Origin of the sequence: Streptomyces sp. NPDC101490 (assembly GCF_044767145.1) — a bacterium.
Lineage (GTDB): Bacteria > Actinomycetota > Actinomycetes > Streptomycetales > Streptomycetaceae > Streptomyces.
The window spans coordinates 190,093-208,080 of sequence record NZ_JBIWNI010000003.1; the positions used below are offsets into that span (position 1 = coordinate 190,093).

Consider the following 17,988-nt stretch of genomic DNA (forward strand, 5'->3'; position numbering starts at 1 on the left):
CGTCCGATGTTCCGCGGGTCCAGCTCGTCCGGCCGGCGCGGGCGGGCGGTGGTGCCCCGACGCGCTTCTTCCGTGCCGGATACAGGCATTCCCATCAGATGGGACGACTGGCACACTCACGTAAGTGACCCATGCCCCCGGCGCCCCTGACGCCACCCTGTCCGAGCGGCCCCCCGCCCCTGTCGGCGCGGCCGAACTCCCCGCGCTGCGCCGACGCGTCCAGGCCGTACTGATCACCACCCAGATACTCGGGGGCCTCGGCATAGCCATCGGTGTCGCGCTCGCCGCCGTGCTCGCCCGGGACGTCAGCGGTTCCGAGGCGCTGTCCGGTCTGGCGTCGACGGCGACGGTGGCGGGGCCCGCGCTGCTCGCCATGCCGCTCGCCGCTCTGATGGCCTCGCGGGGCCGCCGGGCCGGACTCGTCCTCGCCTATCTGATCGGGGCGGCCGGCGCCGGGGTCGCGGTGCTCGGCGCGGTCGCCGACAGCTTCGCCCTGCTGCTCCTCGGACTCGTCGGCTTCGGCGCCGGTTCCTCGGCGAACCTCGCGGCCCGGTTCGCCGCCGCCGACCTCGCCGAGCCGGACCGCAGGGCGCGGGCCATCTCCACCGTCGTCTGGGCCACCACGATCGGGGCGGTGCTCGGCCCCAACATCGCCGCCCCCGCCGGGGAGAGCGTCTCGGGCCTCGGCATCCCCGCCACCGCGGGCCCCTTCGTCTGGGCCGCCGGGGTCTTCGTGGTCGCCGCGCTCGTCGTGTCCTTCCTGCTGCGGCCCGACCCGCTGCTCACCGCGCGGGCCCTGGCCGAGGCCGGAACGCCGGGCGGGGCGGCCCCGGAGGGACGCTCCCTGCGCGCCGGGATGCGGGCCGTCCGGGAGTCCCCCCGGGCCAGGCTCGCCCTCGTCACCGTCGCGGGCTCGCACACCGCCATGGTGTCGATCATGTCGATGACGCCGGTGGCGCTCACCCACCACGGCGCCGACATCCGGATGGTCGGGCTCGTGATCAGCGGTCACATCGCGGGCATGTACGCCTTCTCGCCGCTGATGGGCTGGCTGTCCGACCGGCTGGGGCGGCTGTCCGTGATCGGGCTCGCGGTCGGGCTGATCGGCGTGGCGGCGCTCATCGCGGGCACGGCCGGGGCCAGCCACGGCCGGACCGCCCTGGGCCTCTTCGTCCTCGGGCTCGGCTGGTCGGCCGGGCTGGTGTCCGGCTCCGCGCTGCTCACGGACTCGGTGCCGCAGGCCGCGCGGGCGGCGGTGCAGGGGCTCTCGGACTTCGTCATGAACACCGCCGCCGGGGTCGGCGGTCTCGCGGCTGGTCTGATCGTCGCCGAGGCGGGCTACGGGCCGCTGAACGCCCTCGCCGCCTGTCTGCTACTGCCGATGGCGGCGCTGGTGCTCCGGAGCTCGTTCCGCAAGGACTGAACGGGACGCGGCCCGTGACCGGACGGACCCGACCGGTCACGGGCCGTCCGCCCGGTCCTCGACCGGTCACAGACCGGGCGGACGGGCGGCCCCGAAAGACCGGATGGACCACCCGAGCCGCGCCCCGACGGCCCGGACCACCCGAGCCGCCCGGACGGCCCCGACGGCCCGGACGCCCGGACGGCCCGGACGCCCGGACGGCCCCGACGGCCCGCCCACGGGCCGGGGTTCAGGACCGGCGCGGTCCGCTCGCGACCGTCGGGGACGAGGCCCCGGGGGCCAGCAGGCGCGGGGCGCCCGTACCGTCCGCGGGCACCGACCAGACCTCTCCCCCGTACCCGTACGCCAGGTTCTCCCCGTCCGTCCACAGCGCCTGGTCGTCGATGCCGCGCCGCTCGCCGACCGGGTGTTCGCGGCCGGTGGCCAGCTCGTACACGTACAGCCGCCACGGCTCGCGCGGTCCGCCGGAGACCCGCTTCTTGAAGGCGATCAGCCTGCCGTCCGGGGAGAGCGAGGGGCACTCGACGTTCTCGCGGAGGGCCCGCGCCGCCCACTTCCCCATGTCCCCCTCGACGAGACGGGTGCGCCCGGCGGTCGAGACCGTGGCGTAGAACCGGTTGTCGTCGGCGGCGAAGCTGACACCCCAGTAGTTGACGTCGGGGGCGTAGTAGCGCTTGCCGTCGAGGGTCAGCGGGATCTGCTCCATGTTCTTGACCAGATATCCGGTCCGCAGGTCGAGGATCGAGGTACGGGTGGAGAAGGACGAACGGGCGTACGAGTCGCCGGTCGCGAACATCGTCCACGCCAGCATGTTCCCCGAGGCGGAGACCCGGGCCCGGCTGGGGATGCCCGGCATTCCCATCCGGCGCACCTCGCGCAGCTGCCGATCGAGCACGATCACGTACGAGCGGGCCGGGACGCCGGGCCTGCGCTGGAGGCAGAGGGCGGTGCCCCCGGCGGCGTGGAAGCGGTCGCAGGCCGGGCCGCCCGCCACCCGGCCGCCGGGCGCGGACGGGTCCACGCGCGCGACGCGCCCGGTCGCGGTGTCCCGGACGTGGAGCGTGCCGGGGCCGCTGTCGAGGGTGAAGCCGGGGTCGGCGGTGCCGGTGGCCGCGGCCTCGCGGCCGGAGGCGGCCCGCAGGGTGTAGGCGGTGGCCCCGCCGCCGAGCAGCAGGAGCGCGAGGACGATGATCCACACCCGGGTACGGGTGGAGGTGCCGGTCAGGGCGGGCATGGGTCAGTCGGTCCTCTCGGAGGGCTCGGGGACGGCGGGCCCGGCGGGCGTGGGGGCGCCCTCGGGAAGCAGGCGCGCGGAGCAGCCGACGGCGGCGGCGAGCGCGACGAGGGCCACGACGAGGGCGGTCTCCGGGCCGGTCGCGGTCCAGACGGCGCCGAACGCGACGGCGGCGCCGAGGCGGGCGAGCGCCTGCGCGGTCTGGACGAGGGCGAGGCCGCCCGCCTGCCGTCCCTCGGCCAGGAAGGGGCCGGTGAGGGCCATGAGGACGCCGTCGGTGGCGGCGTAGAAGAGGCCGAGCAGGGCGAGGACGCCCAGCAGGACCACCGTGTCGGGCAGCGGGGTCAGGAGCAGTCCGTAGGCGAGGAAGAGGGCGCCGTGCCCGTACAGGAGGGGGCCGCGCCGTCCGAGGCGGTCGGCGAGGCGTCCGGCGGGGACGGCGAGCAGCAGGAAGACGGTCGCGGCGCCGAGCGGCAGGAACGGGAACCAGGTGGCGTCGAAGTCGAGCCTGCGCTGGAGCAGCAGGTAGAGGAAGGAGTCGCCGATGGTGGCGGCTCCGAGGAGCCCCGCGCAGAGCACGATCCGCCGGTACCCGGGCGAGCGCATCGCGGCGAAGAGCCCGCCACGCGCGCGGGGCACCGCCGGGACGGCCCGCGCGGCGGGTGCTTCGCGGGCAGGGCCGAGGGCGGGAGTTCCCCGTGTGCGGCCGGGGGCCGGTACGGCGGGCTTCGCGCGGGTACGGCCGGGGACCAGCAGCAGCCACAGCAGGACGCCGAAGGCCCCGACGCAGAAGCTGACGGCGAAGACGGCGTCGTACGCGTCGGCCGTGGCCCACAGCAGGGCGAAGGCGGCCAGCGGTCCGAGGAGGGCGCCGGTGGTGTCCATGGCACGGTGTGCGCCGAAGGCGCGGCCCAGGTCCTCGGGCGCGCTGTGCAGGGTGATGAGGGCGTCGCGCGGGGCGGTCCTGACGCCTTTGCCGAGGCGGTCGGCGGCGATGGCTCCGGCGATCCAGCCGGTCGCGCCGCCCGCGAGGAGGAGGCCGAGGCGGGAGGCGGCGGAGAGGGCGTAGCCGAGTCCGCCGACGGTCTTGTGGCGCCCGCCCCGGTCGGCGGTGGCACCGCCGAGGAGCCGTACGAGGGCGGTGGCACCGTTCGAGAGGCCGTCGAGCAGTCCGAACTGGAGGGGGGAGAGACCGAGCCCGAGGACCAGGTAGAGCGGCAGGACGGCGGTCACCATCTCCGAGGAGACGTCGGTGACGAGGCTGACGGTGCCGAGTGCGAGGACGGTGCCGGAGACGCGCCGCCGGAGCCCCGGGGGGCCGGGCGGCGCGTCCGGGCGACCGGTGGTCGCCAGGTACATCAGTGGCAGGTGTAGGTCGGGGCGGAGTCCTTGACCTGGTCGTCGGTGCCGACGTACTGCCAGGTGTAGGTGGTGTCGGTGAGGTCCAGCTTCAGCACGCCGTACGGGCCGCTGATCCGCTTCTGGCTGTTGGGCTGGACGGTCTCGATGGCGTAGGGCTCGGCGCCGCCCATGCCGCCGACGATCTCGACCATGCCGTCGGCGGTGGCCTTCCCGTTGGGGTCCTGCGGGGCGAAGCGCTCGTAGTGGTGGTCGTGGCCGTTGAGCACGAGATCGGCCTTGGCCCCGTACAGGATCTGCCAGACGGGCTTGGAGACCGGGTCGTTGCCGTGGCCGCCGGAGGAGTACAGCGGGTGGTGGAAGTAGGCGGCGACGCAGCCCTTGGTGTTGCGCGCGAGGTCGTCCTTGAGCCACTGGATCTGCGCGGCGTCGTCGAAGGAGTTGGAGTCCAGGGCGACGAAGTGCCAGTTGCCCTGGTCGTAGCTGTAGTACGACTTGCCCTGCGGGTAGGCGATGGAGCCGAAGTACGCCTTGTAGCCCGCGAGCGCCCCGGCCGGGTCGTAGGTCTCGTGGTTGCCGGGGATGGGCCGGGTCTTGGCCTTGAAGGCGCCCCAGCTCTTGTCGTAGTAGTTGCGGAAGTCGGAGATCCGGGCGTCGTCGTACTGGTTGTCGCCCATCGTCAGATAGAATGACGGGTTGATCCGCTGGGCGAGGGCCGCGGTCTTGGGGTGGGCGCAGGAGCTGCTGGAGGCGGTGCACTGGGCGGCGATGTCACCGGCGGCGACGACCGTGAAGGCGCCGGTGGGCGGGGTGGTCGTGCCGGTGGTGCCGTAGACCTCGGCCGTGTAGAGCGAGTAGCCGTACGAGGTGCCCCGGGCGGTCCCGTACACACGCAGGTAGCGGCCCTGGCCGGTGAGTCCGGTCCAGTCGTCGGTGGCCCCGTTCCCGGCGGTCTCGTTCGCCAGGCGGGTCCAGGTGGTGCCGTCGGTGGAGATCTCGACGCGGTAGGCCTTGGCGTACGCGGCCTCCCAGACGAGCTTGACGCGGGAGACGGTGGCCGAGGGGCCGAGGTCCACCTGGATCCACTGCGGGTCGACGCCCTCGGCGCTGGCCCAGCGGGTGGTGGAGGAGGTGTCGAACGCCTTCTCGGGTCCGAAGGTGCCGTTCTCGACGGAGGAGGCGGTGGCCGGACGGCCCTGGGAGATCAGAGGGTCGGCGGCGGCGCCGGCCCGGTCCGGGAGGGCGAGGAGGAGTCCGCCGACGAGCAGCAGCACGGCGGCGAGGACGAGGGACGAGGGGGTGGTGGTGCGGCGAGGTGGGGCGGAGGCGAACAGGCGCATACCTGGGCTCCCTGGCCTGAGGGGTGGCGAGAGCTGGACGACCGGTTCGGCGCACCACGGCACGGTTCGGCCCCAGCGGCACGGGCCGGACCGCCCGTGCCGAACGGTACGGGCACGGACTCCCGACCACGTGGCGTCGGAGTGGGGCACCGCGCGGCCGGGTGGTGCTCGGCGGCCGGGTCAGAGCTCTCACTGAGCGCGTCACGCCCGGAAGAACGGGTCGCCGCGCCAAGCCGCTGCCCGGGATGCTATCGGACAGGAAGGTTTCCTACCAGACTCCGAACGGGCGAGGAGACCGGGGGTGCCCGACCGTTCCCCACCGGCCTCCCGAGGGCCTTTCGCCGGTGGCCCGGCGGACGTCCGGAGGACATTCGGGGGACGTCCGGGGGACGCTCGGCGACCGTTTCGGCGGTTGTTTCGGTGGGTTGTTCCGGCGGTTGTTTCGCGGACACCGCTGACCGTTCGGCGGGCGTTTCGGCGGACGCTCTCCGGCCCCTGACCGGCAGCTCGCCGCTCCTCCGTACCCCCGGGCCGTCAGAGGCTGATGTGGTACGCCTTGCGGAGGGTCTCGTGGACGGTCCAGGTCGTCCGGTCGCCCTCGCGCAGCACACAGGCGTCGCCGGGACCGATCTCCAGGGTCTCGCCGCCCTCGACGGCGACGGTCGCCCGTCCGGAGACCACCACGAACAGCTCGTCGGCCTCGGTGTCGGTGACGACGCCGGGGGTGATCTGCCAGATGCCGCGCACCTGCTTGCCGTCGGCCGACTCCCACAGCACCTTGCCCGTCACCTCGGGCGCGCCGGAGACGATCTGGGAGGGGTCGAGGGGCTCCGCCTCCAGCTCGGCGTCGGGGATGTGCACGGCGAAGGAAGGCTGCTCATGTGTCGTCATGGGCGGTGACTGTAGCGGGGGTCCAGGACCCCTCCGAGACCGGGACCCACTGGACGCGATGACTCCGTTTCGCCTCCCACCAGGTGCGATGCCGGAGGGAACCGGGCACGACGAAATCCGCAGGGCCCCTCCGGCGCGGTGCCCGGCGGGCCGTGCCGGTCCCGGAGGGGAGCGGGACGGGTGGCCGGGGACGGATTCCGTAGGGGTGGGCGCCGGGTGGCAGAAGGTCGCCATGGAGGTTTGCGGGGTCCGTGGCCGCGCCAGGAATGGGGCATGTCCACACAGGTGTCCGAAGAGGTACGGGAAGCGCTGCGCGAGGGGCGTCCCGTCGTCGCGCTGGAATCGACGATCATCGCCCACGGTCTGCCGCGCCCGCGCAACCTGGCCGTGGCCCTGGAGCTGGAGGAACTGGTACGGGCCGGGGGTGCCGTTCCCGCCACGATCGCCGTGGTCGACGGCACGGCGAGAGTGGGTCTGGATCCCCCGGCACTGGCCCGGATCGCCGAGGACCCCTCGGTGCGCAAGCTGGGCCATCGCGATCTCGCGCCCGCCCTGGCCGCCGGGGTGACCGGCGCGACGACCGTCTCGGCGACGGCGTGGCTCGCGGACGCCACGGGCATACGGGTGTTCGCCACCGGTGGTCTCGGCGGGGTGCACCGGGGGTGGACCGAGACCCAGGACGAGTCCGCCGACCTGCGTCTGCTCGCCCGGGTCGGCGTCACCGTGGTGTGCGCCGGGGTCAAGTCGATCCTCGACGTGCCCGCCACGCTCCAGCGCCTGGAGACGCTGGGGGTGACGGTCGTCGGGTACGGCACCGGGCACTTCCCGGGCTTCTACCTGGCGTCCTCGGGCGAGCCCGTCGACTGGACCCTGCGGAGTCCCGGGGAGGTGGCCGAGGTGATACGGGCGCGGGACCGGCTCGGCGGCGCCCGGGAAGCCCTGGTGGTGGCCAACCCGGTCCCGGTGGCGGCGCAGCTGGACCCCGCACTGCACGACCGGGTCCTGGCGGGCGGCCTGGCGGCGGCGAAGGAGAAGGGGGTCACGGGCCAGGCGGTGACGCCGTTCCTGCTGGAGTACCTGACGGTGCACACGGAGGGCGCGTCCCTGGAGGCCAACCTGGCGGCCGTCCGGGGGAACGTACGGCTGGCGGCGGACATCGCGGTGGCGTACGGGAAGGGGGCGGGGAGCCCGCCGGGCGGCCCGGGCACGGCGGACGGGCGTCGGAGCGGGGGCGGCGCGGGAGCCGATGGCGGCTCAGGGCCCGGGAGTAGCTCAGGTCCCGGGGGTGCCTCAGGCCCTGGCGGCGGCTCAGGCCCTGGGGCCGACCCGGGGCTCCGCGACGGCGCGGGCGCCGGGCGCGGAAGGGGCCTCCCGGACGGTTCGGGCGGCCGGTGAGCCCGGCGGCGGGTGCGCTGCTCGTCGTCGGCGATGTCGTCACGGACGTCGTCGCCCTGCACCGGACTCCGCTCGCCCCCGCCACGGACACGGCGGCGGAGATACGGACCCTGCCGGGTGGCGCCGGGGCCAACGCGGCCTGCTGGGCGGCCCGTTCCGGAGGCGGCGAAGTACGGCTGCTGGCCCGGGTGGGCGCGGACCCGGACAGCACCGGCTGGCACGAGCGGGCGCTGCGGCGCGCGGGCGTACGCCCCCTGCTCGTCCCCGACCCCGGGGCGGCGACGGCCACCGTGATCGCCCTGGTGGACGCGTCGGCCGAGCGCACCTTCCTCACCGACAGCGGCGCGGCCCTGCGGCTCTCCCCCGACGACTGGTCCGCCCGCCTCCTCGACGGGGTGGCCCGGCTGCACCTCTCCGGCTATCTGTACTTCTCCGCGCCGAGCCGCGCGACGGCCCTGCGGGCGCTGCGGGACGCCGTGGCGGCCGGGGTCCCGGTGAGCGTGGACCCGGCCTCGGCGGGGTTCCTGGCCGAGTCGGGGGCCGAGCGGTTCCTGACGGCCGCGGCGGGCGCCGAGGTCCTGCTGCCCAACGCGGACGAGGCCCGGCTGCTCACCGGCCGTGCCGCACCGGAGCGCGCGGCGGAGGAACTGAGCCGCCGTTTCCCCTGGGTGGTGGTCACCCTCGGGGCGACCGGAGCCCTGGTCGCCCGGGACGGCGTGGTCACCGCGCGCGTGGCGGCGCCCGGGGTGCGGCCGGTGGACTCGACGGGGGCGGGGGACGCGTTCACCGGGGCGTTCCTGGCGGCGCGGCTCGCGGGCGCGGACCCGGTGGGGGCCGCGGAGGCGGGCTGCCGGGCGGGGGCCGAGGCGGTCACCGTGGTGGGCGGCAGACCCCCGGAGCGGGAGGAGCCGGGGGGCGACGGCTGACGGTACGGGCTCCGCCCCGGTGAGCGCGCCGCGCCGAGGCCGGACAGACGGGCGACCCGCACGCGCGGACCCCGGGCCCATGGCCATCGGCTCGTAAGCACCGACGCGTACGCATCGGCCCCCGCCCGTCGGCCCGTACTCGCCGCCCCGTACCGGGAGATCCGTTCGTCCGTCCGGGCGGCGGGCCCTGCTACCCCGCCAGGCCCGTCCACGCCGGGTGGCGCGGGTCGTCGGTGCGGACGACGACATCGGCGGTCGCGGTGGGATCGACCTCCGTCTCGTAACGGGCGAAGGCGGGCAGGGTCCAGGGCTCCTCGGTGCGGCGGGCGAGGGCCCCGGGCGAGAGGCGCAGATGGACGCTGAGGTCGAAGGGGAACCAGTGACCGAGCAGGAAGGGGCCGTGCAGGACGAGGACCCCGCCCGGCGGCAGCGTCAGGTACGGGCTGCGGGTGGCCCGGTCCCGCACCGGGTCCCACAGGTCGGGCAGCACCCGCCCCGTGCCGCCGGGGTCGAGCGGGCCGATGACCTCGCGCCACAGGGCTCCGGTGTCCGTCCACCCCTCGTAGTACGCGTCGGGGTCGCGCCTCCCGTGCTCGTACCGCAGGGACGCGGGCCGCAGGAAGCCCGAGGTCCCGACGACATGGACCGGGCGTCCGCGCGCCCGCAGTTCCTCGGCGAGCAGTCCGGCCAGTGCCGCGCCGGGTGCGGCGGGCGGCCCGTCGAGACCGACCCTGAGCCATGTGCCGTCGCGGTCCGGCCCGGGGGCCGCCGCGGAGGCGTCGAGGTGCCCGGCGAGCGCCCCCGCCAGCCGTTCCCAGGTGATCGCCTCGTACCGTGTCCCGCTCACCGCGCGCATCGCCTTCCGTTCGTTCCACCGGCCCGTCGGCCGTCCTAGCACCGCCCTCCCCGACGCCCCGCCGCCCGCCCTCCCGTCGGGAAACCGTCAGGCATCGACTCGGTCGCGCTACGGAAGGCGGCGCATCCGGACGCTCCCGAATTTTCCCGGGGCGGCCGGGCGGCGGCGAAAGGGGCCGGTCAGCGGGTCGTCACGGCCTCCGGTCGGGCGTCCAGTACCGCCCGCCCCGAAACGACCGCCTCGGCGAGGGTCAGTTCACCGGCCGCGAGGGCCCGGCAGGTCTCCGTGTCCGTCCGCAGGCGCGCGTCGGGAGCCTCCGCCGCCCCGTCCCCGTACGCCGCACCGCCGTCCGCCCCCACTCGTACGTGGAACTCGCCCTCGTCCAGGGTCACCTGGACGACCCCCGCGCCCAGTCGGGCGAGTTCGCCGAGCAGCGGGATCGCGTACCAGTGCGCGCGGACCGCGTCGGTGGGGCGGGGTTCGCCCAGGTCCGGCGCCCCCCAGGCGGCGAGCGCGCGCAGGACGGGCAGGAGTCCACGGCCGCGCGCGGTGAGCTCGTAGACGGCGGACGAGGCGGGCGGGGGCAGTCGGCGGCGGGTGACCAGACCGGCGGACTCCATGTCCTTGAGGCGCCCGGCCAGCATGTCGGTGCTGACGCCGGGGAGGTCGGCGTGGAGGTCGGTGTAGCGGCGCGGCCCTGCGAGGAGTTCGCGGACGACGAGCAGGGTCCAGCGGTCGCCGACGAGGTCGAGGGCGCGCGCTGCGGCGCAGTGCTGGTCGTAGCTGCGGCGGCGTGGCTGACGTGGCATACGACGCAGTCTAGACATGTTGTTGGACTTTCCAAGCTCGAACTTGGTAAAACCAAGCAACACTGATTCCGGGGACCAGGGGAGGTCGGACATGGAGTTCCGGCAGTCGAGCAAGCTGAACGAGGTCTGTTACGAGATCCGCGGGCCGGTCATCGAACAGGCCAACGCCCTGGAGGAGGCGGGTCACAGCGTCCTGCGCCTCAACACCGGCAATCCCGCGCTCTTCGGCTTCGAGGCGCCGGAGGAGATCGTCCAGGACATGATCCGGATGCTCCCCAAGGCCCACGGCTACACCGATTCCCGGGGCATCCTGTCCGCCCGCCGGGCCGTGGCCCAGCGGTATCAGGCCATGGGTCTGCCCGAGGTCGACGTCGACGACGTGTTCCTCGGGAACGGCGTGTCGGAGCTGGTCTCCATGGCCGTGCAGGCGCTCCTGGAGGACGGCGACGAAGTCCTGATCCCCGCCCCCGACTTCCCGTTGTGGACGGCGGTCACCACCCTCGCCGGCGGCAAGGCGGTGCACTACCTCTGCGACGAGTCGTCCGACTGGAACCCCGACCTCGCCGACATGGCGTCGAAGATCACCGACCGCACCCGTGCCGTCGTCCTCATCAACCCCAACAACCCCACCGGCGCGGTCTATCCGAAGGAGATCGTCGAAGGCGTCCTCGACCTCGCCCGCCGCCACGGCCTGATGGTCTTCGCCGACGAGATCTACGACCAGATCGTCTACGACGAGGCCGTCCACCACCCGGCCGCCTCCCTCGCCCCCGACCTGGTCGTCCTCACCTTCGGCGGTCTCTCCAAGACCTACCGGGTGGCGGGATTCCGCTCCGGCTGGCTGGTCGTCACCGGTCCGCGTCAGCACGCCCGGAGCTATCTGGAGGGTCTGACCATGCTCGCCTCCATGCGCCTCTGCCCCAACGCCCCCGCCCAGTACGCCATCCAGGCGGCCCTCGGCGGCCGGCAGTCCATCCATGAGCTGACCGCCCCCGGCGGCAGACTGCGCGAACAGCGCGACCGGGCCTGGGAGAAGCTCAACGAGATCCCCGGCGTCTCCTGTGTGAAGCCGAAGGGCGCGCTCTACGCGTTCCCGCGCCTCGACCCCGCCGTGCACAAGATCCACGACGACGAGAGGTTCGTCCTCGACCTGCTGCTGCGCGAGAAGATCCAGGTCGTCCAGGGGACCGGCTTCAACTGGCCGCGACCCGACCACTTCCGCATCCTGACCCTGCCGTACGCCGACGACCTCGACGCCGCGATCAGCCGCATCGGGCGTTTCCTCAGCAGCTACCGGCAGTGACGTCCGTGCCTTCCGGCTGTCATGATCTGGGGGTCGGGAAGGCCGAGGAGAACGGGAGGGCGGCCGGTCGTGGATGTGGCGCTGATAGCCGTGGCGGGAACCTTGTTGGGCGTTGTCTTCACCCACTGGTTCCAGGGGCGGGCCACCGAACGCACGGCCGCCCTCGCCCGTACCGAGCAGCTCCGGCAGGAGCGGATCGCGACCTACAGCGCCTTCGCCGGTGCGGTCGTCGACTACCGGCACAGCCAGAACGACCGCTGGTTCCGGGCTGCCGAGGAACCCGGCTCGGAGGAGGCCGAGGAGTCCCGGTACGCCTCCTACCGGCAGCGCACCGCCGCCCGCCAGGCCCTCTTCCGGGTCCAGTTGGTGTGCGACGACTCCGAGACCCGGCGTCTGGCCGAGGCGGCCTTCGAGGAGACCCACTGCATGCACGAGGCGGTGGGCTTCGAGGAGCGGACCCACCGCTCCGACCGGGCGAAGCAGGCGCTGGCCCGGTTCATCACCGCCGCCGCTCCCGGCGTCCGCTGACGAGGGGCTGCCCGTGGACCTGGTAGCGCCGGTCGTCGTCGAGCCGCTCAGGCGCCGCCGCTGCTCGGAGTGCGGGCAGGGGCCGCTGGAACGGATGATCGTCGAGTTCGACGCACCGGTCTGTCTCCACTGCGCCGACCTCGGGCATCTGGTCTTCCTGCGGCGGGGCGACACGGCGCTCACCCGCCGGGCCCGTGAGAACAGCGAACTGTGGGCCGTCGTCGTACGGCACAACCGGCGCCGCACCCGGTACGAACGGCAGGGCCTGCTCGTCGAGGAGACGGCGCTCGCCGAGGCGGAACGGTCCTGCCTGGCGGACGCGGAGGCGCGCGCCCGGCGGCGGGCCCGGGACGCGGTGCGCCGCGCCGCGCTCGACGCCGGGGTCACCGAGACCCTCCGGACGGAGATCCTGCGGCTCTTCCCGTCCTGCCCGGCGGACCGGGCCACGGAGATCGCCGTCCACGCCTCGGCGAAGGGCAGTGGACGGGTGGGGCGCACGGCGGCGGGCCGCTCGCTCGACCGGGGTGCCGTCAGCGCCGCGGTACGGGCCTCCGTACGGCACGTGGACACGCCGTACGACACCCTGCTGATGCGAGGAGTTCCTCGGCACCAGGCCCGGACGAGGGTCGCACCCGCCATCGAGGCGGTGCTCCGGGCCTGGCGTCGCGGCGGCGCTCACGCCCCCGGCCGGGGGCACGGCTGACGGCTCGGGCGTCAGCCCGTGTCGGCCGGGCCGCGTGGACGGGACCTCAGGCCCCGTCTCCCGCGCGGCGCGCGCGACGGTACAGCAGGGCCCCGCCGAGCAGCAGCGCGGCACTGGCGGCTGCCGCGTAGCCCATGGCGTCCGAGCCGGTGGAGGCCAGCGCGGCGGAGCTGGACTCGCCCTGCGGCGCGGGTGCGGGCGCCGGGGCGGGCGGCTTGGACTCCGTCTGCGGAACCGGCACGTTCGGCACGACGGGGGGCTTCGGGCGCGGGGTCGGCTTCTCGATCGGCTGCTGGGGCTTGCCCGGACCGTTGACCGAGGTGTTGCCGAAGACCGGGTTGAGCACCCCGACCACGCTGACCGAGTTCCCGCTGAGGTTCACGGGGAGGTCGACGGGCAGCTGGAGGCCGTTCCCCGAGATGATGCCGGGGGACCCGGCGGCGTGGCTCTCGGCCGTGGCACCGCCGCCGTTGGAGGAGCCGCCGCCGTGGGAGCCGCCCGCCTGCTCGCCGCCGCGCGGGGTGCCCGGCAGGTCCTTGTGGGTCCGGCCGCCGCCCTCGGAGCCGTAGCCCTCGGGCTCGGGCTGGGCGGAGCGGTTGGCACAGGTGTTGCCGAAGGCCGGGTTGAGCAGCCCGACGACACTGACCGTGTTCCCGCAGACGTTGACCGGCACGTGCACCGGCAGCTGAACCGTGTTGCCTGAGCCGACGCCCGGTGAACCGACCGCGGCGCCCTGTGCGCCGGAGTCCGCGTGCGCGGCGCCGGCGGAGAGCGCGAGCGCCCCACCCGTGACCAACAGTGTGGCCAGACCACTTCGGCGAATCTGCCTCATGGCTTCCTGCCTTCCGGAGTTGTGCACGGGCGAATGCCCGTACCGGAATCAACGCGACAAACGTATGCGCCGGATCCGCCCTTCGGAGGGTTTCACTCCATCGAGTGGAGCGGCGTTCGAGTGTCGTGTCAGCGGCCGAGGAGGCCGGTGAGGGTGCCGACCGGGTCCGGATCGGGGGCGCCGCGCGGCCACCAGTCCTCGCGGTCGGCGTCCGACTCGTATCCGTACCAGAGGCCGTCCCGGCCGAGCCGGAGCTGGAGGGAGCGGGTGGAGAGCCGGTTGCGCCAGGGGCGGAACGCGGGGAGGTCGGCGGCGATCAGCGCCGGTCTGGCCCGGTCGAACGGGCCTGCGGGCGGGTCCCAGGGCTCCTCCAGTACGGCGAGACCGGCTGCGCCGCCCTGCCGCCAGGCGGCGACGGCCCGCGCGAGGTCCGTCGGGGTGCGGCCGAGCGCCTGCGCGAGGTCGCGGTAGAGCGCCCGGGTGGAGGCGGTGAGCCCGGAGCCGGGGTGCGCGGCGGCCAGCCGGACGGCGTCCTGCCAGGGGCCGAGCGCGGCGACCGGGTCGTGTCCCGTGCTGAGGAACGTGTGGGCGCGGACGGCCGCCTCGGAGGCGAGGAGGTCCAGGGAGAGCGGGTCGGGGGCGGCCGGGTCGGGCGGGAACACGGCGGGGCGGCCCGGCCGGTCGGGGACCGGCAGCGGCGGGGGCAGCGGCGGCGCGGGCCTGGTCGCGGCGAGCACGGCGCGGGCCGGGACGGTGGGCATGGCGGGCGCCGCGGCGGTGGTCTCGGCGGCGGACCTGGCCGCGTTGCGCCGGGTGAGTTCGGCGAGGAGCTCCTGTTCGCCCCGGCCGCGCATCAGGAAGAGGACGAACGGGTCCTCGTCGAGGAGCCGGGCGGCCTGGTAGCAGAGGGCGGCGGCGTGCTTGCAGGGGTAGCCGTCGTCCGGGCAGGAGCAGTCGGGCAGGAGGTCGCCCGGCGCGGGCAGCAGTCCGGTGACCGCTTCCAGGGCGTGCGGCACGTCCTTGTCGAGCAGGGCGGCGATGTGCTCGGGGCGGGCGGCGGCCTCGTCGAGGAAGCGTTCCCAGCCCTCGTCGCGGAGGGTCCGCATCCTGATCTCGGTGCGGTAGGGGCGGGTCCGGCTGCCGTGGACGTACGCGACGACCCGTCCGGGCGTCACGGTGATCGCGTCGACGTTGCCCCGGCGGGCGTACGCCTTGCCACGGGCCAGCCGTGCCGGGTCGAGGGCGGTGTCCTCCAGGGCGTCGACCCATGCGTTCCCCCACCAGGTGGCGGCGAACCGGCCGTCGGGCGCTTCGCGGGGCGCGACCTGCGGGAAGGAACGGCGGCGGTCGTCGTGGCGGGGTACCGCTCCGCGCGCGGCGCGTGCGCTGTTCACGAGGCCCTCCTCAGGGACACCAGGTCGGCCAGCTCACGGTCGGTCAGTTCGGTGAGGGCCGCCTCGCCGGTGCCGAGGACGGCGTCGGCGAGGGCCCGCTTGGAGCGCAGCATCTCGGCGATGCGGTCCTCGACGGTGCCTTCGGCGATGAGCCGGTGGACCTGCACCGGCTGGGTCTGGCCGATGCGGTAGGCGCGGTCCGTGGCCTGCTCCTCCACGGCCGGGTTCCACCAGCGGTCGTAGTGCACCACATGCCCGGCCCGGGTCAGGTTGAGACCGGTGCCCGCCGCCTTCAGGGAGAGCAGGAAGACGGGCACCTCGCCGTCCTGGAAGCGGTCGACCATCCGCTCCCGCTCGGCCACCGGTGTGCCGCCGTGCAGGAGTTGGGCGGTGACGCCGCGCGCGGCCAGATGGTCGGCGAGCAGCCTCGCCATCGACACGTACTGGGTGAAGACCAGGACCGATCCGTCCTCGGCGAGGATCGTGTCGAGGAGTTCGTCGAGCAGCGCGAGCTTCCCGGAGCGTCCGGCGAGCCGTGCGGTGCCGCTGCCGCGCGGCGCCTCCTCCTTGAGGTACTGCGCGGGGTGGTTGCAGATCTGTTTGAGGGAGGTCAGCAGCTTCATGACCAAGCCGCGCCGGGCCATGCCCTCCGCCTCCTCGATCTGCCCCATGGTCTCCCGGACGACCGCCTCGTACAGCGAGGCCTGCTCCCGGGTGAGGGAGACGGGATGGTCGGACTCCGTCTTGGGCGGCAGCTCGGGGACGATGCCGGGGTCGGACTTGCGGCGGCGCAGCAGAAAGGGGCGGACGAGCCGGGCGAGCCGCTCGACGGCCTCGGCGTGCTCGATCTCCTCGTTGTTCTCGACGGCGCGGGCATGGCGGGAGCGGAAGGCCTTGAGGGAGCCGAGGAGACCGGGGGTGGTCCAGTCGAGGAGCGCCCACAGTTCGGAGAGGTTGTTCTCGACGGGGGTGCCGGTGAGGGCGACCCGGGCGGGCGCGGGGATCTCGCGCAGCGCCCGCGCGGTCGCCGAGAACGGGTTCTTGACGTGCTGGGCCTCGTCGGCGACGACCATTCCCCACGGGCGCGCGGCGAGTTCGGCGGCGCTGGTGCGCAGGGTGCCGTAGGTGGTGAGGACGATGCCTCCGTCGGCGCCTCCGAGGTCGCGCTCCGCGCCGTGGAAGCGGCGCACGGGCACGCCGGGGGCGAACCTGCCGACCTCCCGCTGCCAGTTGCCCAGCAGGGAGGCGGGGCAGACGACGAGGGTGGGGGCGCTGCGGGCGCGGCGCAGATGGAGGGCGATGAGGGTGACGGTCTTGCCGAGGCCCATGTCGTCGGCGAGGCAGCCGCCGAGGCCCAGGGAGGTCATCAGGTCGAGCCAGGCGAGGCCGCGCAGCTGGTAGTCGCGGAGGGTGGCGGTCAGGCCGGGCGGGGCCGGTACGTCCTCGGGCCCCGCGAGCAGCCGGTCCCGGAGCGCGGCGAGCGCGCCGACCGGCACGGCGGGCACGGTCTCGCCGTCCACCTCGGCGCTGCCGGTGAGGGCGGCGGCGAGGGCGTCGACCGGTTCGAGGAGGCCGAGCTCCCGCTTGCGCGCCTTGCGGACGAGGGCGGGGTCGACGACGACCCACTGGTCCCGGAGCCTTACGACGGGCCGGTGCGCCTCGGCCAGCAGGTCCATCTCGCGCTCGGTGAGCGGGTCGCCGTCGAGGGCGAGCTGCCAGTTGAACCGGAGCAGTTCCCCGGTGTCGAAGAAGGAGGTGCCGTCGGTCGCGGAGCCGGGTGCCGTGTGGGCGGGGCGGACGACGGCGGAGGCGCTGAGCGAGCGGGCCAGTTCGCGCGGCCAGTGGACGGCGACCCCGGCGTCGGCGAGGCGGGCCGCGGCGGGCCCCAGCAGTTCGTACAGCTCGTCCTCGGTGACGGCGAGGACGTCGGGCACCTCCCGTTCCAGGAGCCGGGTGAGCGGGGGCCAGACCCGGGCCGCCCGGCGCAGGGCGAGGACGGCGTCGACGCGGGCACGGGGGCCGAAGTGCTCGCCGTCCCCGGCCCACAGGGCGGCGGCGTCGATGACGAGGGTGGGGTCGGCGAGGCTGTGGACCTGGAGGAGCGCGCCCGCCGCGTGCCGCTCACCGGGCGGCACGTCCGGCTCGGGGGTCCCGGCGTCCGCGTCGAAGAGGTCGGACGCCGACAGGTCGAGGCGGAGCGAGACGCGGACGCCCGCGTCCATGCCGGCCGCCGCCTCGGCGGCCCAGGCACGCGCGCGGGGCAGGTGCTGGGGAGCGCGGGCCGCGAACGGGGCCCCGACGGCGTGGGCGGCGGCCGGGGAGCGGGGCAGGGTGTCGGCGACCGCGTCGAGGAAGGCCCGCACCAGGGCCTCCGGGTCGGGCAGCCTCAGCGGTCCCGGACCGGGGACGGGCACGGCGTGCGCCTCGTACGGCAGGGCGGCGGCGACGGCCCGCAGGTGGGCGATGTCGTCGGCGTCCAGGGGCCCGGCCCGCCAGGCGTCCAGGTCCTCCGGGGTGAGCCCCGGCAGCAGTCGGCCCCGGGCCGTCAGCTGCAGGGCGTGCAGCGCGGCGGCGCCCCAGCCCGCGGCGGCGGGGTGGGCGGCCGGGTGGTGGCGGGCGGCCACCAGGTGGGGCAGGGCCGCGTCGACGGGGAGGGACAGCGCGGGCACCGTACGCCTGCGGGTGCCGCTGCCGTGCAGCCGGGCGACGGTCAGCTCGACGCGCTCGGCGCCGTCGCCCGCGGGGTCGGGCAGGGGAGCGCCGTCGGGGCGCCAGAAGGCGACCCGGCCCTCGCGGGGCAGGGCGGCGGGCAGGAAGACGGCGGCGCTGCCGACCCAGCTCTGTGTCACGGCTCCGCTCCTTCCCACCGGACGGGTGCAATGGTGTGCCGGAGATCCTCGGGTCGGATCTCCGACCGGTTTTCCGACCGGACCTCCGACCTTACGGGTGGGGTCTGACAACGGCCGCCCCGCCCGTTCCCCCGGGCGGCCCAGCC

14 protein-coding genes and 1 pseudogene are annotated in these 17,988 nt (G+C 75.0%); 6 read left to right on the top strand and 9 right to left on the bottom strand.

The genetic code is table 11. The features are described from left to right. Positions 1–124: 124 nt before the first annotated feature. Entirely contained in the window at positions 125–1,423 is a 1,299-nt protein-coding gene (locus ACIRQY_RS08530) for an MFS transporter (RefSeq protein ID WP_403923065.1), read from the top strand. 229 nt (positions 1,424–1,652) lie between these two features. Here ACIRQY_RS08530 and ACIRQY_RS08535 read toward each other — a convergent pair whose 3' ends face one another. The 4 genes from ACIRQY_RS08535 to ACIRQY_RS08550 all read right to left on the bottom strand — a co-directional run bounded on the left by ACIRQY_RS08535 (position 1,653) and on the right by ACIRQY_RS08550 (position 6,247). Then, entirely contained in the window at positions 1,653–2,657 is a 1,005-nt protein-coding gene (locus ACIRQY_RS08535) for a hypothetical protein (RefSeq protein ID WP_403923067.1), read from the bottom strand. Positions 2,658–2,660: 3 nt separating this feature from the next. After that, positions 2,661–4,016 (bottom strand): MFS transporter, encoded by a 1,356-nt coding sequence (locus ACIRQY_RS08540; protein ID WP_403923069.1) that lies wholly within the window; start codon positions 4,014–4,016, stop codon positions 2,661–2,663. Next, on the bottom strand, positions 4,016–5,356 hold the full coding sequence (locus tag ACIRQY_RS08545) for a discoidin domain-containing protein (protein ID WP_403923071.1): 1,341 nt from the start codon (positions 5,354–5,356) through the stop codon (positions 4,016–4,018). Before ACIRQY_RS08545 ends, ACIRQY_RS08540 begins: the two co-directional genes overlap by 1 nt. Before the next feature lie 534 nt (positions 5,357–5,890). Then, the gene (locus ACIRQY_RS08550) at positions 5,891–6,247 is read right to left on the bottom strand and encodes a cupin domain-containing protein (protein WP_351779017.1); all 357 of its coding nucleotides are present in this window, start codon (positions 6,245–6,247) and stop codon (positions 5,891–5,893) included. A gap of 273 nt (positions 6,248–6,520) precedes the next feature. On the opposite strand from ACIRQY_RS08550, the pseudogene ACIRQY_RS08555 reads away from it, so the two are divergent. Beyond that, positions 6,521–7,417: pseudogene (locus tag ACIRQY_RS08555) on the top strand (pseudouridine-5'-phosphate glycosidase); the annotation flags it as partial. Positions 7,418–7,638: 221 nt separating this feature from the next. Continuing rightward, complete coding sequence (locus tag ACIRQY_RS08560; protein WP_403923073.1) at positions 7,639–8,568, top strand: carbohydrate kinase family protein; 930 nt, start codon at positions 7,639–7,641, stop codon at positions 8,566–8,568. Positions 8,569–8,758: 190 nt separating this feature from the next. On the opposite strand, the gene ACIRQY_RS08565 is transcribed toward ACIRQY_RS08560, so the two are convergent. After that, positions 8,759–9,415, bottom strand: coding sequence for a uridine kinase (locus tag ACIRQY_RS08565; RefSeq protein ID WP_403923075.1), 657 nt, complete (start codon positions 9,413–9,415; stop codon positions 8,759–8,761). A gap of 188 nt (positions 9,416–9,603) precedes the next feature. Beyond that, entirely contained in the window at positions 9,604–10,233 is a 630-nt protein-coding gene (locus tag ACIRQY_RS08570) for a winged helix-turn-helix transcriptional regulator (protein WP_403923077.1), read from the bottom strand. A gap of 91 nt (positions 10,234–10,324) precedes the next feature. On the opposite strand from ACIRQY_RS08570, the gene ACIRQY_RS08575 reads away from it, so the two are divergent. The 3 genes from ACIRQY_RS08575 (at position 10,325) to ACIRQY_RS08585 (ending at position 12,767) form a co-directional block, all read left to right on the top strand. Then, on the top strand, positions 10,325–11,536 hold the full coding sequence (locus ACIRQY_RS08575; protein ID WP_403923079.1) for a pyridoxal phosphate-dependent aminotransferase: 1,212 nt from the start codon (positions 10,325–10,327) through the stop codon (positions 11,534–11,536). A 105-nt stretch (positions 11,537–11,641) separates the two neighbouring features. Next, the gene (locus ACIRQY_RS08580) at positions 11,642–12,064 is read left to right on the top strand and encodes a hypothetical protein (RefSeq protein WP_351779034.1); all 423 of its coding nucleotides are present in this window, start codon (positions 11,642–11,644) and stop codon (positions 12,062–12,064) included. Between the two features lie 13 nt (positions 12,065–12,077). Next, positions 12,078–12,767 carry a DUF2293 domain-containing protein gene (locus ACIRQY_RS08585; protein ID WP_403923081.1) on the top strand — a complete coding sequence of 230 codons (690 nt, stop codon included), beginning with the start codon at positions 12,078–12,080 and terminating at the stop codon, positions 12,765–12,767. A gap of 46 nt (positions 12,768–12,813) precedes the next feature. Here ACIRQY_RS08585 and ACIRQY_RS08590 read toward each other — a convergent pair whose 3' ends face one another. The 3 genes from ACIRQY_RS08590 to ACIRQY_RS08600 all read right to left on the bottom strand — a co-directional run bounded on the left by ACIRQY_RS08590 (position 12,814) and on the right by ACIRQY_RS08600 (position 17,842). Continuing rightward, positions 12,814–13,599 (bottom strand): chaplin, encoded by a 786-nt coding sequence (locus ACIRQY_RS08590; RefSeq protein ID WP_351779039.1) that lies wholly within the window; start codon positions 13,597–13,599, stop codon positions 12,814–12,816. Positions 13,600–13,727: 128 nt separating this feature from the next. Beyond that, positions 13,728–14,993, bottom strand: a complete 1,266-nt coding sequence (locus ACIRQY_RS08595; protein WP_403923083.1) for an SWIM zinc finger family protein — start codon at positions 14,991–14,993, stop codon at positions 13,728–13,730. Further along, a complete protein-coding gene (locus ACIRQY_RS08600) occupies positions 14,990–17,842 on the bottom strand; it encodes a DEAD/DEAH box helicase (protein WP_403923085.1) in 2,853 nt (950 codons plus the stop codon). Before ACIRQY_RS08600 ends, ACIRQY_RS08595 begins: the two co-directional genes overlap by 4 nt. Positions 17,843–17,988 lie beyond the last annotated feature (146 nt).

Excerpts from the sequence above, each read along its gene's own strand:
- ACIRQY_RS08535 (WP_403923067.1), bottom strand. The coding sequence starts at position 2,657 with ATGCCCGCCCTGACCGGCACCTCCACCCGTACCCGGGTGTGGATCATC.
- ACIRQY_RS08545 (WP_403923071.1), bottom strand. The coding sequence starts at position 5,356 with ATGCGCCTGTTCGCCTCCGCCCCACCTCGCCGCACCACCACCCCCTCG.
- ACIRQY_RS08550 (WP_351779017.1), bottom strand. The coding sequence starts at position 6,247 with ATGACGACACATGAGCAGCCTTCCTTCGCCGTGCACATCCCCGACGCC.
- ACIRQY_RS08540 (WP_403923069.1), bottom strand. The coding sequence starts at position 4,016 with ATGTACCTGGCGACCACCGGTCGCCCGGACGCGCCGCCCGGCCCCCCG.
- ACIRQY_RS08575 (WP_403923079.1), top strand. The coding sequence starts at position 10,325 with ATGGAGTTCCGGCAGTCGAGCAAGCTGAACGAGGTCTGTTACGAGATC.
- ACIRQY_RS08590 (WP_351779039.1), bottom strand. The coding sequence starts at position 13,599 with ATGAGGCAGATTCGCCGAAGTGGTCTGGCCACACTGTTGGTCACGGGT.
- ACIRQY_RS08570 (WP_403923077.1), bottom strand. The coding sequence starts at position 10,233 with ATGCCACGTCAGCCACGCCGCCGCAGCTACGACCAGCACTGCGCCGCA.